Source organism: Streptomyces sp. NPDC045021 (genome assembly GCF_056432645.1).
In genome coordinates this window covers 703,010-716,002 of sequence record NZ_JBWKIQ010000001.1, presented here as the reverse complement: position 1 = coordinate 716,002, position 12,993 = coordinate 703,010, and the positions used below count along the sequence as shown (strand labels likewise).

General features: G+C 71.8%; 14 protein-coding genes. 5 read left to right on the top strand and 9 right to left on the bottom strand.

The features are described 5' to 3' along the window. Positions 1 to 112: 112 nt before the first annotated feature. Positions 113 to 625 carry a DUF309 domain-containing protein gene (locus AC07DC_RS03300; RefSeq protein ID WP_478911338.1) on the bottom strand — a complete coding sequence of 171 codons (513 nt, stop codon included), beginning with the start codon at positions 623 to 625 and terminating at the stop codon, positions 113 to 115. A 116-nt stretch (positions 626 to 741) separates the two neighbouring features. On the opposite strand from AC07DC_RS03300, the gene AC07DC_RS03295 reads away from it, so the two are divergent. Continuing rightward, complete coding sequence (locus AC07DC_RS03295; protein ID WP_478911336.1) at positions 742 to 1,614, top strand: L,D-transpeptidase family protein; 873 nt, start codon at positions 742 to 744, stop codon at positions 1,612 to 1,614. Positions 1,615 to 1,879: 265 nt separating this feature from the next. Here AC07DC_RS03295 and AC07DC_RS03290 read toward each other — a convergent pair whose 3' ends face one another. The 4 genes from AC07DC_RS03290 to AC07DC_RS03275 form a co-directional block, all read right to left on the bottom strand. Beyond that, entirely contained in the window at positions 1,880 to 2,101 is a 222-nt protein-coding gene (locus AC07DC_RS03290) for a hypothetical protein (protein WP_138354203.1), read from the bottom strand. A gap of 305 nt (positions 2,102 to 2,406) precedes the next feature. Then, entirely contained in the window at positions 2,407 to 3,051 is a 645-nt protein-coding gene (locus tag AC07DC_RS03285) for a TNT domain-containing protein (RefSeq protein ID WP_478911333.1), read from the bottom strand. A gap of 257 nt (positions 3,052 to 3,308) precedes the next feature. Next, positions 3,309 to 4,289 carry an acyl-CoA dehydrogenase family protein gene (locus AC07DC_RS03280; RefSeq protein WP_478911331.1) on the bottom strand — a complete coding sequence of 327 codons (981 nt, stop codon included), beginning with the start codon at positions 4,287 to 4,289 and terminating at the stop codon, positions 3,309 to 3,311. Continuing rightward, complete coding sequence (locus AC07DC_RS03275) at positions 4,289 to 5,440, bottom strand: acyl-CoA dehydrogenase family protein (protein WP_478911329.1); 1,152 nt, start codon at positions 5,438 to 5,440, stop codon at positions 4,289 to 4,291. Before AC07DC_RS03275 ends, AC07DC_RS03280 begins: the two co-directional genes overlap by 1 nt. Positions 5,441 to 5,529: 89 nt before the next feature. Between AC07DC_RS03275 and AC07DC_RS03270 the strand changes: the two genes are divergently transcribed. From AC07DC_RS03270 to add, 4 genes are all read left to right on the top strand, one after another. Next, positions 5,530 to 6,327, top strand: a complete 798-nt coding sequence (locus AC07DC_RS03270) for an SDR family oxidoreductase (RefSeq protein WP_478911327.1) — start codon at positions 5,530 to 5,532, stop codon at positions 6,325 to 6,327. Between the two features lie 51 nt (positions 6,328 to 6,378). Further along, a complete protein-coding gene (locus tag AC07DC_RS03265) occupies positions 6,379 to 6,966 on the top strand; it encodes a TetR/AcrR family transcriptional regulator (protein WP_478912585.1) in 588 nt (195 codons plus the stop codon). Between the two features lie 54 nt (positions 6,967 to 7,020). Next, the gene (locus tag AC07DC_RS03260) at positions 7,021 to 8,178 is read left to right on the top strand and encodes an acetyl-CoA C-acetyltransferase (protein ID WP_478911326.1); all 1,158 of its coding nucleotides are present in this window, start codon (positions 7,021 to 7,023) and stop codon (positions 8,176 to 8,178) included. A gap of 66 nt (positions 8,179 to 8,244) precedes the next feature. Then, a complete protein-coding gene (gene add / locus AC07DC_RS03255; protein ID WP_478911325.1) occupies positions 8,245 to 9,261 on the top strand; it encodes an adenosine deaminase in 1,017 nt (338 codons plus the stop codon). 182 nt (positions 9,262 to 9,443) lie between these two features. Here the strand turns inward: add and AC07DC_RS03250 are convergent, their stop codons facing one another. Genes AC07DC_RS03250 through AC07DC_RS03235 form a run of 4 tightly spaced genes read right to left on the bottom strand, consistent with a single transcriptional unit; the run spans position 9,444 to position 12,977 of the window. Next, positions 9,444 to 10,550, bottom strand: coding sequence for an NAD(P)H-dependent flavin oxidoreductase (locus AC07DC_RS03250; protein ID WP_478911323.1), 1,107 nt, complete (start codon positions 10,548 to 10,550; stop codon positions 9,444 to 9,446). Next, entirely contained in the window at positions 10,547 to 11,329 is a 783-nt protein-coding gene (locus AC07DC_RS03245) for a CoA-transferase subunit beta (protein WP_478911321.1), read from the bottom strand. The genes AC07DC_RS03250 and AC07DC_RS03245 overlap by 4 nt, the downstream gene beginning before the upstream one ends. Continuing rightward, entirely contained in the window at positions 11,326 to 12,174 is an 849-nt protein-coding gene (locus AC07DC_RS03240) for a CoA transferase subunit A (protein ID WP_478912583.1), read from the bottom strand. Before AC07DC_RS03240 ends, AC07DC_RS03245 begins: the two co-directional genes overlap by 4 nt. A gap of 14 nt (positions 12,175 to 12,188) precedes the next feature. Beyond that, entirely contained in the window at positions 12,189 to 12,977 is a 789-nt protein-coding gene (locus tag AC07DC_RS03235) for an enoyl-CoA hydratase family protein (RefSeq protein ID WP_478911319.1), read from the bottom strand. Between the last annotated feature and the right edge of the window lie 16 nt (positions 12,978 to 12,993).

The window sequence follows — 12,993 nt, the reverse complement described above, 5'->3', positions numbered from 1 at the left end:
TGCTCTGCTTGCACGGACGACTCCTTGAACAGATGAGCGATGCCTTACATCTGTACTTGGGTCGGGCGCCCAAACCCGTTACACGCCTCCGGGCGGTGCGAACCAGGCCCGCTCAGACCGCTTCCGGCGGCCCCCCGAGCAGCCGCGGAGCAGGGGCGCCCTGTGCGGCACCGGGATGGTCCGCCAGTTCGCGGGCCCAGCCGACGAGACCCGCGATGTTGATCCCGTACGGCGCGGCGTCCCGGTAGGGGTCGATGCCGTCGGCCCCCCTGCGCAACAGGCTCGCCGCGCCCGACGCGTTGCCACGTAGCGCGTGGGTGAGTCCCACGGCGAGCTGGGCCAGGGCGCGCCACAGCGCGCGCTGCGGCTCGTCGGCGGCCTTCCACGCGTCCTCCAGCACCTCATGGGCGTGGAACGGCAACCCGGCGTCGAGGAGGCGCTGGGCCTCGGTCAGCGACTGCCCGGGGGAGCGCACCACCCCCTCGGGCTGCCGCTCCACGCCTGGCGCCCCGTACGGCAGCGGGCGGCCGAGTCCGTCGCGCGGCCGGGCGTTGCGGGCCCGCCCGGCCGGGTCGCGGTCGCGGTCGTCGGGCAGGGCACTGTCGTGCTGCGGGGTCTCGTCCATCGTGCGATTGTTCATCAGTTCCCGGCCGGGCGGCGCGAGGGACGGGTCCGGACATCTGGGACGGATGTCGGCCCGGAGGCCTCCATCGGTCCCGGACTTTGCGAGGATCGCTGCCCATGAGGCCCGTCACAGTGCCCGAAACGCGAACCGGCCACGGCCGCCACCGTGCCCGGCACCGGTCCCGGCGTCGCGCTTCCGGCCGGACGGCCGCCCTGGCCGGGGTGACGACGGTGCTGTCGCTGGCCACCGCCGCGGCCTGGTTCGGGATCGGTTCCATCGACCCGGTCATCGGGTCGCGGTCGCAGGACCGGGCGGCCTCGGTCCCCGCCGCCATCAGGGCCGACTCCCGCCCCCCGGCGACGGACGCCGCGCAGGACAACGCGCCGGCCGGCCGGGAGACCGAACGGATACCCGGCCTGGGCCCGGCCGCCCTGGCGGCTATCCCCGCCGCCTCCCGCCAGGTGCTGCTGGCCTCCGGCCGGGCGAAGGACTCCTCCGACTCCACGGTCACCCTGTGGACCCGCGCCGCCGACGGCCGGTGGCGGGCGGGCGTCGTCTGGCCCGCGCACAACGCCCTGCGCGGCTGGATCGGCACGCACTACGAGGGCGATCTGCACAGCCCCATCGGGGTCTTCACCCTCAGCGACGCCGGCGGATTCAAGGCCGACCCGGGCAGCAGATTGCCGTACCACCGCTCCCAGGGCTTCACCGCGGGCGGCACTGGATTCCGCGGCGAGGCGCTGGGCGGGTCCTTCGACTACGTCATCGCCATCGACTACAACCGGGTGCCGGGTGCGTCACCGCTGGACAGCAGGCAGCCGATGGGCAAGCGCCGCGGCGGCGGCATCTGGATCCACGTCGACCACGGAGGCCCGACGCACGGCTGCGTCAGCCTGTCCGCAGCACACATGGTCGACCTGCTGCGGGCGCTCGATCCGCGGAACCACCCGGTGATCGCCATGGGCGACGAGGCCTCACTGGCGCACTGACGGCCGACCCCGCCGGGAGGCGGACATCGTGAGATTGGTGCCGGCACCGGGGAACTTCACGGGCCTGGAACACGTCTGAACGGTGGGGAGTTGGAGCATGAAGAGGTGGTGCGGCGGCCCGGTGGTCCGGAGCCGGGATGATGGCCGACATACCGTGCCGGGCACGGGCATGCCGGAGTTCGAGCCGGCCCTGAGGTCCCTTGGGCTCAGGGCGGCGAGCGGAGAGAATCCTGGCCGCGACCTTGCTGGGGCGCGGCCAGGAAGCTCAGAGCTTCGTAACCTTCGAGTACGGCTTGATGATCCGTACCTGGCGGGATCCGAAGTCGGCAAGCACGGCGACCTCGTCCTCGACACCGATGATTCGGCCGAGTCCATAGACGTCGTGCGTTACCCGGTCACCCACCTCGAAGTTCTCGACGGGAGGGGCGACCGGAATCCGGAAGGGGCTGGCGGGCAGGTGGCGGCGGGTCACGGCTGATTTCGTCATTACCCCCAGTATGGCCCCTCGCAGGCCCCTGCGGTCCTCTCAGCCGGTTCGCTTTCTTCCGGGCAGCTGTCGTGGAGTACCGCCCGGTAGGCGGCTCGTGGTGCCCGGCGGGGTCATCTGCTCAGTTCATCGCGGCAGCGGTCACCGAGCGTCGATCACCGGTGACGCCTCTCGGCGCCGCCGTCGGATCCACTGATTTTCAGCCGGGTGACATCTGTCCACCACCGGAACACTCCTGTACAGCGCCCCTGCGGCTACTTTCGGTGCCGCGATGTCACCTTCGGTGACAAGCCGCTCGGGCCGGCCTAGACGAGTCGCTGAAGATATCCGTTGGCCACCAGCCACATGACGTTGAGAGCGGTGGGAGAGCCGGGTACGAGGGCCGCGTCCAGCTGGTACTGGAGGCCGTAACCGGGCTGCGCGAACCAGGGGGCGATCGGTCCCGCGTCCACCGTGAAGGGCTTCAGGACGCGGTAGTCGTGGTAATTGCAACCGGCGGCAGGAGTGCCGTCGAGACTCTGCGGCGGGATGGAGCGGTTGGCGTACGGCAGGCCCTCGGGGGCCAGGAAGGAGCCGTATTCGCTGCCGAACCGGTCGATGTCCTGGCCGGGGAGCAGGGTCTGGTGCCACTCGACGGGCCGGCCGTCAGGGCCGATGACGTAGCCGTTGCTGGGCGGGTAGATCCAACTGGTGCCGGTGTTGTACGTCGACAGGAACGCCTGTTCGGACAGGCCGCCCGTGCGGTGGTAGAAGATCAGCTCGTTCCCCACCGCTCCCCGGGTCGGCAGCTCCTCCGGGCCGAGCCGCCGGTCCCCTTCGAAGAAGGACGCCGAGCACTCGGTCCGTGCGGTGCCGGCGTTGGCGGGCGCGGTGGTGGCCGCGGCGGCGCCGGCGGTGGAGAGCAGTAAGGCTCCCGCCACCAGTGAAACGAACAGCTGACGCAGCCTCATACAGCCTCCTGGTCAATCGGGTTGGTCGCGAGTTGCAACCGGAGGATCACAGCAGACGCAGTGGGGAGCGGGCAATGGTGCCCAAGCGTTCGAACGGCGGCGAGGGGGCCGGGATCGGAGGCGTAGGGGTTCGAAATGCTGCCGAGCTATTTGTGGGCCGCTGGGGGCACCCCCGGCCGAAGGCTGGGGGACCGTGAATGGTCGATTTCGAACTCCTGCGCCGGAGAGCCCGGCCCCCGTACCCAGGACACACCCGGCTACCCCGAAAGCACCCGCGCCCGACACTCGGCCGGCGTGCCCCACGCCGTGCGCAGCGCGGTCGCCTTGCCGATCCACAACGAAAGGTCGTACTCGGCGGTGTAGCCGATCGCCCCGTGCAGCTGGAGCGCGGTGCGGGCCGCCGCATAGGCGGCTTCGCCGCAGGCGACCTTCGCGGCGGCGATGTCGCGGCCCGCGCCCGACGAGCCGGAGGCCAGCGCCACCGCGGCGCCGTAAAGGAGCGGCCGGGCGAACTCCAGACCGATGAGAGCGTCGGCGAGCCGGTGCTTGACCGCCTGGAAGCCGCCGATGACCGTGCCGAACTGGGCGCGCTGCTTGGCGTACGCGACCGTCCGTTCCACCAGGGCGAGGCCGGTGCCCAGGGCCTGGGCGGCGGTCGCGAAGGCTGCCCAGTCGGCCGCGTCCCGCCCAGCCTCCCGTACGGCCGGGCCGGAGACGAGCGGTTCGCCCCCCATGGGGCGGGCGAGCCGGCGGGCGGGGTCGAGGGAGGCGCGGACCGGGCCGTGGTCGGCCGCGAGCGCCAGGCCGTCCGCCACGAGGTGGAAGACGGCGTCGGCGGCATCCGCGTCCAGGGCGTACGAGTCGGTCGGCGCCAGCGTGACGAGTACCTCGCCGGAGGCGATCCGCGGGAGCCACTCCTTTGCCGGGCCGCGGTCGCCAAGGCCCCGCAGCAGGGCGCAGACGGCGACCGTCTCGGCCAGCGGGCCCGGTACCGCGTGCCGGCCCAGTTCCACGAAAGCTGCGGCGAGTTCGACGGGGAGCGGGCCGAGCCCGTCGTACTCCTCGGACACGGCGAGGGCGAAGACCCCGGTCCTGGCGAGACGTTCCCACAGGGCGCGGCCCGGACCGTGGTCGCCCGCGGACCAGGCGCGGACGACGGCCGGAGTGTCCGCCGCGGCCAGCAGCTGGTCCAACGTGCGAACGAATTCGGCCTGTTCGGCGTCGAGGAGGAACCGCATCACCGGCGTCCCTTCGGGAGGCCGAGCAGTCGCTCGGCGATGATGTCGCGCTGGATCTCGTTGGTGCCCGCGTAGATCGGTCCGGCGAGGGAGAAGACGTATCCCTCCGCCCAGCCGTCGTCCCCGTCGGCGAGTTCTCCGTCGGAGCCGAGCAGGTCGAGGGCGGTTTCGTGCAGCCGGATGTCCAGTTCCGACCAGAAGACCTTGTTGAGGCTGGACTCGGCGCCGATGTCGCCGCCCTCCGCGAGCCGGGAGGCGTTGGCGAAGGTGAAGAGCTGGTAGGCGCGGGCGCCGATCACCGCGTCGGCGACCCGGTCGCGCAGCGCCGTGTCGTGCAGGTCCGCCCGCTCGCGCCACAGCGCGGTCAGCCGGTCGGCGGCGGCCAGGAAGCGGCCGGGGCTGCGCAGGGTGAGGCCGCGTTCGTTGCCCGCGGTGCTCATCGCCACCCGCCAGCCCTGGCCGGGGGCGCCGATGACGTCCTCGTCGGGTACGAAGACGTCGTCGAGGAAGAGCTCGGCGAAGGCCGGCTTGCCGTCGAGCCGCCCGATGGGCCGTACTGTCACGCCCGGCGCGTCCAGGGCGAACATCAGGTACGTGAGGCCGCGGTGCGGGCGGTCCGCCGCCGGGTCGCTGCGGAAGAGGCCGAACGCGCGGTCGGCGAAGGCGGCGCGGGACGACCAGGTCTTCTGGCCGTTCAGCAGCCAGCCGCCGTCGACGCGGGTGGCGGTGGAGCGCAGCGAGGCCAGATCGCTGCCCGCTTCCGGTTCCGACCAGGCCTGCGCCCAGATGGTTCGGCCGCTCGCCATGTCGGGCAGGACGCGGGCGCGCTGCTCGTCGGTGCCGTGTTCGAAGAGGGTCGGGGCGAGCAGGTTGATGCCGTTCTGGCTCACGCGGCCGGGGGCGTTGGCGGCGTAGTACTCCTCCTCGAACACCAGCCAGCGCAGGATCGAGGCGCCCCGGCCGCCGTACTCCTCCGGCCAGGACACCACCGACCAGCGGCCGGCGGACAGCTCGCGCTCCCAGGCGCGGTGCGCCGCGAAGCCCTCGGCGGTCTCCAGCGAGGGCAGGGGGGTTGCGGGAACGTGCGTGTTGAGCCAGGCGCGGGCCTCGGCCCGGAACGCGTCCTCCCCGGGCGTGAAGTCGAGGTCCATCGGATTCCGTCCTCCCCTGACGAGCTTCCCTAACAAGTGTTTGGTAGATTAACGTACGCCCCGTCAGCCGTCGAGGAGGAGTTCCGCGTATGACCGCGAACCTGCGCACCCCGCCCCCGTACCCGCAGGGGCACAACCTCCTGGTCGGACGTACCGCCGTCGTCACCGCCGCGGCGGGCGCCGGCATCGGAGGTGCCACCGCGCGCCGGCTGCTGGAGGAGGGCGCGAGCATCGTCATCGGCGACGCGCACCCCCGCCGGATCAAGGAGTCCGCCGAGGCGCTGGCAGCGGAGTTCGGCGCGGACCGGGTGGCGGGCGTGGCCTGCGACGTCACCAGCGAGGACGACGTCACCGCGCTGTTCGACCTCGCCGAAGAGCGGCACGGACGGCTCGACATCCTCGTCAACAACGCGGGCCTCGGCGGGACCACCGAGCTCGTCGACATGACGGACGAGCAGTGGTCGAAGGTCCTCGACGTCACACTCGGCGGCACGTTCCGCTGCACCCGTGCCGCACTGCGCCGGATGCGGCGGGCCGGCAGCGGTGGCGTCATCGTCAACAACGCCTCGGTGGTGGGCTGGCGCGCCCAGGCCGGGCAGGCGCACTACGCCGCCGCCAAGGCGGGCGTCATGGCGCTCACCCGCTGCGCCGCCGTCGAGGCCGCCGCGTACGGGGTCCGGATCAACGCGGTCTCGCCCAGCCTGGCCATGCACCCGCACCTGGCGAAGGTCACCACCCCCGAACTGCTCGCCGAACTGACCGAGCGGGAGGCCTACGGGCGGTACGCCGAGCCGTGGGAGATCGCCAACGTGATCGTCTTCCTGGCCAGCGGCTACTCCTCGTACCTGACCGGCGAGACCGTGTCGGCCAGCAGCCAGCACGCGTGAGGCGAGAATGACCCGGTGCCGAAAAGCAGCAAGAGCAGCAAGAAGACGACGATGAGCCCCGCCCCCGAGCGCCGCGGCGAACTCCTGGCGACCGCGGCCGAGGTGTTCGCCTCGCAGGGCTACAACGCGACGACCGTCCGGCGGATCGCGGACGAGGCGGGAATGCTCGCGGGGAGCCTCTACTACCACTTCGACTCCAAGGAATCGATGGTCGACGAGATCCTCTCGACCTTCCTCAACGAGCTGTGGGCCGGGTACGACGAGGTGCTGGCTGCCGGCCTCGGCCCGCGGGAGACCATCGAGGCCCTGGTCACGCAGTCCTTCAAGGAGATCGACCGGCACCGCGCGGCGGTGGCGATCTACCAGAAGGAGGCCCGGCACCTGGCCGCCCAACCGCGCTTCGGCTACCTCGCCGACTCGCAGGTGAAGTTCGAACGGGCCTGGCTGGGGACACTGGAGCGCGGGGTGGCCGCCGGAGTCTTCCGCGCCGACCTCGACATCCGGCTCACCTACCGGTTCGTCCGCGACACCGTATGGGTCGCGGCCTCCTGGTACCGGCCGGGCGGACAACACAGCCCGGAGGAGATCGCCCGGCAGTACCTGTCGATGGTGCTGGACGGCGTGGCCGTCCGGAGCTGACATGGATAAAGCGACATTCCCGAAGGACGCCGAGAAGTACACCGAGGAGTAGTCATGGCCGAGGCCTACATCGTCGAAGCGGTCCGCACCCCGATAGGCAGGCGCAAGGGCGGACTGTCCGCCGTGCACCCCGCCGACCTCGGCGCGCATGTCCTCAAGGCGCTCATGGAACGTTCGGGAGCCGACCCGGCGGCCGTCGAGGACGTGGTGTTCGGCTGCCTGGACACCGTCGGCCCGCAGGCCGGCGACATCGCCAGGACGGCCTGGCTGGCGGCGGGACTCCCCGAGGAGGTGCCCGGGGTGACCGTGGACCGGCAGTGCGGCTCCTCCCAGCAGGCCGTGCACTTCGCCGCCCAGGCGGTGCTCTCCGGCACCAGCGACCTGGTGGTGGCGGGCGGTACGCAGAACATGTCGATGATCCCCATCGCCTTCGCCAGCCGGCAGGCCGCCGACCCGCTCGGCCTCACCGAGGGCCCGTTCGCGGGCTCGGAGGGCTGGCGGGCCCGCTACGGCGACCAGCCCGTCAACCAGTTCCACGGCGCCGAACTGATCGCCGACAAGTGGGGCATCACCCGCGAGGCGATGGAGGGGCTCGCGCTGCGCTCCCACCAGCGGGCGCTGCGCGCCATCGACGAGGGACGGTTCGACCGCGAGATTGTCGCGTACGGCGCTGTGACCACCGACGAGGGACCGCGCCGGGACACCAGCCTGGAGAAGATGGCAGCCCTCAAACCGGTGGTGGAGGGCGGCAGGATCACCGCCGCCGTCTCCTCGCAGGTCTCCGACGGGGCCTCGGCGATGCTGATCGCCTCCGAGCGCGCGGTTGCCGAGCACGGTCTGACCCCCCGCGCCCGGATCCACCACCTGTCCTGCCGCGGCGAGGACCCGATCCGGATGTTGTCCGCACCGATCCCCGCGACGGCGTACGCGCTGAAGAAGACCGGGCTGTCCATGGACGACATCGACCTGGTCGAGATCAACGAGGCGTTCGCCCCCGTCGTGCTCGCCTGGCTCAAGGAGACCGGCACCGACCCCGGAAAGGTCAACGTGAACGGCGGCGCCATCGCGCTGGGTCACCCGCTCGGGGCCACCGGCACCAAGCTGATGACGACGCTGCTGCACGAGCTGGAGCGCACCGGCGGCCGGTACGGCCTGCAGACCATGTGCGAGGGCGGCGGCCAGGCCAACGTCACCATCATTGAGCGGTTGTAGGGCCGGTCCTGGAACGGCGGGGCAATTCGTTCGACGGCTCCCACCCCCGGTGGCAGGCTTTCCGGTATGACGTCGACTCCCGCCGCGACGCGTGACCTGCGCACGCTTCCCAAGGCCCATCTGCACGTCCACCTGGAGAGCACCGTGCGGTGGCCGACCCTGGCGGAGATCGGCGCCGCGAACGGAGTGGAGATCCCCGCGCATCTGGTGGACGGCGGTCATGCCTTCGAGAGCTTCGCCGACTTCTTCGCGCAGAACGACCTGGTCCGCTCGTGCCTGTGCCGGCCGGAGGACTTCCGCCGGATCGCCTACGAGTTCTGCGAGGACGAGGCGGCCAACGGCACCCGGTACGCGGAGGTGTCCTTCACCGCCGCCGGCCATGGAGAGCGGCTCGGCGATCTCGACATGCCGCTGGTGAGCGTGTTGGAGGGGCTGGCCGCGGGCCGGGACGCGTTCGGCATCGAGTGCCGGGTGCTGCTGGACCACTCCCGCCGCCGGTCGGTGGAGCGCGCCTGGCGCACCCTGGAGCTCGCCGAGCGCCACGCCGAGGGCGGCGTGGTGGGCATCGGGGTCGCGGGGGACGAGGCGCACCCCGTCGAACCGTTCGCGGAGGTGTTCGTCGCCGCCCGCAAGGCCGGGCTGCACATCGTGCACCACGCGGGAGAGGCCTGTGGGCCGGAGAGCATCCGCGCGGCCCTGGACATCGGGGGAGCGGAGCGGATCGGACACGGCATCCGGATCCTGGACGACGGGGCACTCGTCGCCGAGGTGCGGGAGCGGCGGATCCCGCTGGAGGTGTGCCCGTCGTCGAACGTCGCCCTCGGCTTCGCCGCGTCCCTGCGTGCGCACCCGCTGGAGCGGATGCGCGCGGCCGGGCTGTTCGTCACGCTCAGCACCGACATCCCGTCGATGATCAACGTGTCACTGGCGCGCGAGTACGAGCTCGTCCGTGACGCCTTCGGCTACGACGACGAGGTGCTGGCCGAACTGGCCCGCGCCGGAGTGGACGCCTCGTTCGCTCCGGACGGAACCAAGGCGCGGCTGCGGGCGGGGATCGACGACTGGCTCACCGCCGGCGCCTGACGATCGGTCCGGGTGCGCCTCTAGTGCTCTGGCCGGAAAGGTTCACCGGTTCGCGACGCCCGGCACGGCACCTCGCTGCGTTGTCGGAGTCGTCCGAGTACGCCCGGTACGAGGACGATCCTCCGCCTTGCGATGCACCGCGCCGGCCGCCGCGAACCAGGCAAACCTTTCCGGCCAGAGCACTAGCGGAGCGGCTCCCTGGGCAGCGTGCCGAGCGCTGCCCAGGCCTCCGCCATGATCCGGCCGACGAGCTCGGCGCACGACGGCAGGTCCTCGATCAGGCCCGCGACCTGGCCGGAGGCCATCACCCCGAGGTCGGTGCGGCCCTCGACCATCGACGCCTTGAGCATCATCGGGGTGTTGGCGGCCAGCAGCACCTGGCTCCAGGTCAGCTCCTTGCCGCGCTTCATCGCGAGACCGTCGCGGACCATCTGCCGCCAGCCGAGCCCGGAATCGTGCTTGAGCCCGGCCGCGTGCCGCAGGGCGCGCAGCAGGGCGGCGGGCCGCCCCGAGCGCTCCAGGGTGTCGACCAGTTCCGAACGGAGCATCCGGTGCGGCAGGCCGTCGACCTTCGTGGTGACGGTGACGTCCTTGACCGACGCCGCCAGATAGCGGGCCTTGACCGCGTCCGGGACCGTGCTGTCGGACGTCAGCAGGAAGCGGGTGCCCATCGCGATCCCCGCCGCCCCGTACGCCAGCGCGGCGACGAGCCCGCGGCCGTCGAAGAAGCCGCCGGCCGCGACGACGGGAATGCCGACGGCGTCCACGACCTGCGGGAGCAGCACCGTCGTCGCGACGTTCCCGGTATGCCCGCCGCCCTCGCCGCCCTGCACCAGGACGGCGTCGGCGCCCCACGCCTCGACCTTCTCGGCATGGCGGCGGGCGCCGATGGACGGGATGACGACCACGCCCGCGTCCTTGAGGCGGGCGATCAGGTCCCGGGACGGCGCGAGGGCGAAGGACGCGACCCGCACGCCCTCGTCGATGAGGATCCCGACCCGCTCGCCGGCGTCGCCCGCGTCCGCCCGCAGATTGACGCCGAACGGTGCGTCGGTCCGCGACCTGACCTCCCGCACGGCGGAACGGAGTTGCTCCGTCGTCATGGTGGCGGAGGCGAGGATGCCCAGCGCCCCGGCGTTCGCGGTGGCCGACACCAGCCGGGGGCCGGCCACCCAGCCCATACCGGTCTGCACGATCGGGTACCGCACACCGACCAGCTCGGTCAGCGGGGTCTCGAACGATGCCGGGGTCTCGGACGACGCGGGGGTCTCGTCGGGCGGCCCGCTCATGCCCGTACCTCGCGGTCACGCAGGCCCCGGGGGTCGATCACCTCGCGGATCAGCCGCAGTTCGACGTCCGTCGGTTCGCGGGTGAACGGGACATCGCGGGGGATCACGAGCGGGAAGCCCGTGGCGTCCTGTACCTGCTCGGCGGTCACCCCCGGGTGCAGGGAGCGGATCCGCATCGACCGGTCCGGGGTGTCGAAGTCGAAGACGGCGAGGTCCGAGATGACACGGCGGATCTCGTGGAACCGGGTCGCGGTCTTCCCGGCCGCCGCCACGCGGTCGTAGCCGACCCCGCTGACCATGTCGACGCGCGCCACGAAGACCCGGGCCGAATGCCTCGGAACCCAGTAACTGGTGGGGTTGTTCAGGGTGTTGACGGGTGCGCCCCGGGATCCCAGCAGCTGGCGCTTGGGCTGTTCCCAGTCGCCGATGCAGGAGATGTTCTGATTGCCGAACCGGTCCACCTGGCTGGCGCCCATCATCACATGCCGCTTGCCGCCGGTGACCATCGCCAGGTGCTGGCGGTACGGCAGCCACCCCTCGACCAGCTCCGACGCGCCCCCGATCGCCGGTACATCGCCGATCAGCATCGCCTCGCCGTCGGTGAGCAGCAGATCGGGCGAGAAGGTGAGCTTCGCCAGCCGGGCGCCGATCGCCGGTACGGTGCCCATCGGGCTGGCGAGGATCTCGCCGTCGCCGCGCCAGGCCTCCGCACACGCCAGCACGCAGTACTCGGCCCGGGTCACGCCTACGGTGTCCTGCGAGTCCTTCGCGGTGGTCATGAGCCCTCCTTCGCGAACGCCGCCACAGCGGCCTGGTACGTGTCCTCGTCGCCGGACAGGAAGCGTGCCGTGAACTCCCGCCATGCCGCGGGGTCGGCGGCGGCCTTGGCGTACGCGCTCTGGAAGGCCTCGTCACGGTCGTAGTCCGGGGCGCAGGAGGTGAAGTGCGCGCCGTTCGGGGTCTCGACGACCCCGGTGACCGCATGCCGCTTGACCAGCAACGTCTGCGGCGGGCCCGCCGTCACCAGCTCCGCGCTGGCGACGATGCGCTCACAGCTGACGTACGCGGTGTCGGCCGCCTCGCAGAACAGGTCGTCGAAGTACGGGTCGGGGCCCAGGTACTGGCCGTTGCCGAACGCGTCGGCCCGGTTCAGATGCACGAGCGCGGCGTCGAGCCGGAGGGCGGGCACGGCCACCAGCTCCTCGCCGTCCTCGTACGGGGAGACGATCGTCCGCAGGCCGGGGTTGACCCGCATGAGGTCCGAGCCGAGCCCGGCCCGGATCGGCATGAAGGGCAGCCGGTGCACGGCCGCGGTCAGCCCCCACATGAACATCGCCTCGTCGAGCTCCGTCATCTCGAAGGCGGCGCTCTCGCGGGCGGCCCGGAAGTGCGGTTCCAGCGGGATCGAGTCGAGGGTGGTGAAGGCGGCGACCAGTTTGCGGATCTTGCCGGCGGCGGCCAGCAGTCCGACGTCGGGGCCGCCGTAGGAGACCACGGTCAGGTCCGTGATGTCCGAGCGCAGCAGTGCCCGGATCAGTGCCATGGGCTTGCGGCGGGATCCCCAGCCGCCGATGCCGAGGATCATCCCGCTCTCCAGCCGGCCGACGACCTGCTCGGCGGTCATGGTCTTGTCCGTACTCACCGCTCCTCCTTCACCGGTTGCCCGGGGGTGGTGGTCTTCGCCGATTTCGTCGACACGAACGCGTCCCGATGCCGGTCGGCGAGCCCGCTGAGGTTGGCCTCGAAGGTGAAGCCCTGCTCGAAGCGGTAGCTGCGCCGGACGTCCACCGGGTCGATGCCGTTGATCGCGGCCTTGGCCAGCCGCAGCAACTCGCCGTCCTTGGCCGCCATTTCGCGGGCCAGCGCGAGCGCGGCGTCCAGTACCTTCTCGCGCGGCACGACCTCCCACACCGAGCCGTGCCGGTGCAGCTCCTGTGCGGTGGCGGTGCGGGAGGTGAAGTACAGGGCCCGCATGAGGTGTTGGGGGACGAGCCGGGACAGGTGGGTGGCGGCCCCGAGCGCGCCGCGGTCCAGCTCCGGCAGTCCGAACGTCGCGTCGTCGCTGGCCACGATGGCGTCGGCGTTGCCGACCAGGCCGATGCCGCCGCCCAGGCAGAAGCCGTGCACGGCCGCGATGACCGGAACTTCGCAGTCGTAGACGGCGCCGAACGCCTCGGCGCAGCCGCGGTTGGCGCCGATCAGTGCCTGGTGTCCGGGCGTGCGCTGCATCTCCTTGATGTCGACGCCCGCGTTGAAGCCGCGGCCCGCAGCGGTGAGCACGACGCAGCGGACGGAAGGATCGGCGCCGGCCGCGCGCAGTGCGTGGGCCAGGTCGAACCACCCTTGTACGGGGAGGGCGTTGACGGGTGGGAAGTCGACGGTGATGACGGCGATTCCGTCTTGCGGGGTCGAGGTGGAGACACCCATGATGAGGATCAGCTAC

Excerpts from the sequence above, each read along its gene's own strand:
- AC07DC_RS03300 (WP_478911338.1), bottom strand. The coding sequence starts at position 625 with ATGGACGAGACCCCGCAGCACGACAGTGCCCTGCCCGACGACCGCGAC.
- AC07DC_RS03295 (WP_478911336.1), top strand. The coding sequence starts at position 742 with ATGAGGCCCGTCACAGTGCCCGAAACGCGAACCGGCCACGGCCGCCAC.
- AC07DC_RS03290 (WP_138354203.1), bottom strand. The coding sequence starts at position 2,101 with ATGACGAAATCAGCCGTGACCCGCCGCCACCTGCCCGCCAGCCCCTTC.
- AC07DC_RS03285 (WP_478911333.1), bottom strand. The coding sequence starts at position 3,051 with ATGAGGCTGCGTCAGCTGTTCGTTTCACTGGTGGCGGGAGCCTTACTG.
- AC07DC_RS03280 (WP_478911331.1), bottom strand. The coding sequence starts at position 4,289 with ATGCGGTTCCTCCTCGACGCCGAACAGGCCGAATTCGTTCGCACGTTG.
- AC07DC_RS03275 (WP_478911329.1), bottom strand. The coding sequence starts at position 5,440 with ATGGACCTCGACTTCACGCCCGGGGAGGACGCGTTCCGGGCCGAGGCC.
- AC07DC_RS03270 (WP_478911327.1), top strand. The coding sequence starts at position 5,530 with ATGACCGCGAACCTGCGCACCCCGCCCCCGTACCCGCAGGGGCACAAC.
- AC07DC_RS03265 (WP_478912585.1), top strand. The coding sequence starts at position 6,379 with ATGAGCCCCGCCCCCGAGCGCCGCGGCGAACTCCTGGCGACCGCGGCC.
- AC07DC_RS03260 (WP_478911326.1), top strand. The coding sequence starts at position 7,021 with ATGGCCGAGGCCTACATCGTCGAAGCGGTCCGCACCCCGATAGGCAGG.
- add (WP_478911325.1), top strand. The coding sequence starts at position 8,245 with ATGACGTCGACTCCCGCCGCGACGCGTGACCTGCGCACGCTTCCCAAG.
- AC07DC_RS03250 (WP_478911323.1), bottom strand. The coding sequence starts at position 10,550 with ATGAGCGGGCCGCCCGACGAGACCCCCGCGTCGTCCGAGACCCCGGCA.
- AC07DC_RS03245 (WP_478911321.1), bottom strand. The coding sequence starts at position 11,329 with ATGACCACCGCGAAGGACTCGCAGGACACCGTAGGCGTGACCCGGGCC.
- AC07DC_RS03240 (WP_478912583.1), bottom strand. The coding sequence starts at position 12,174 with ATGACCGCCGAGCAGGTCGTCGGCCGGCTGGAGAGCGGGATGATCCTC.
- AC07DC_RS03235 (WP_478911319.1), bottom strand. The coding sequence starts at position 12,977 with ATGGGTGTCTCCACCTCGACCCCGCAAGACGGAATCGCCGTCATCACC.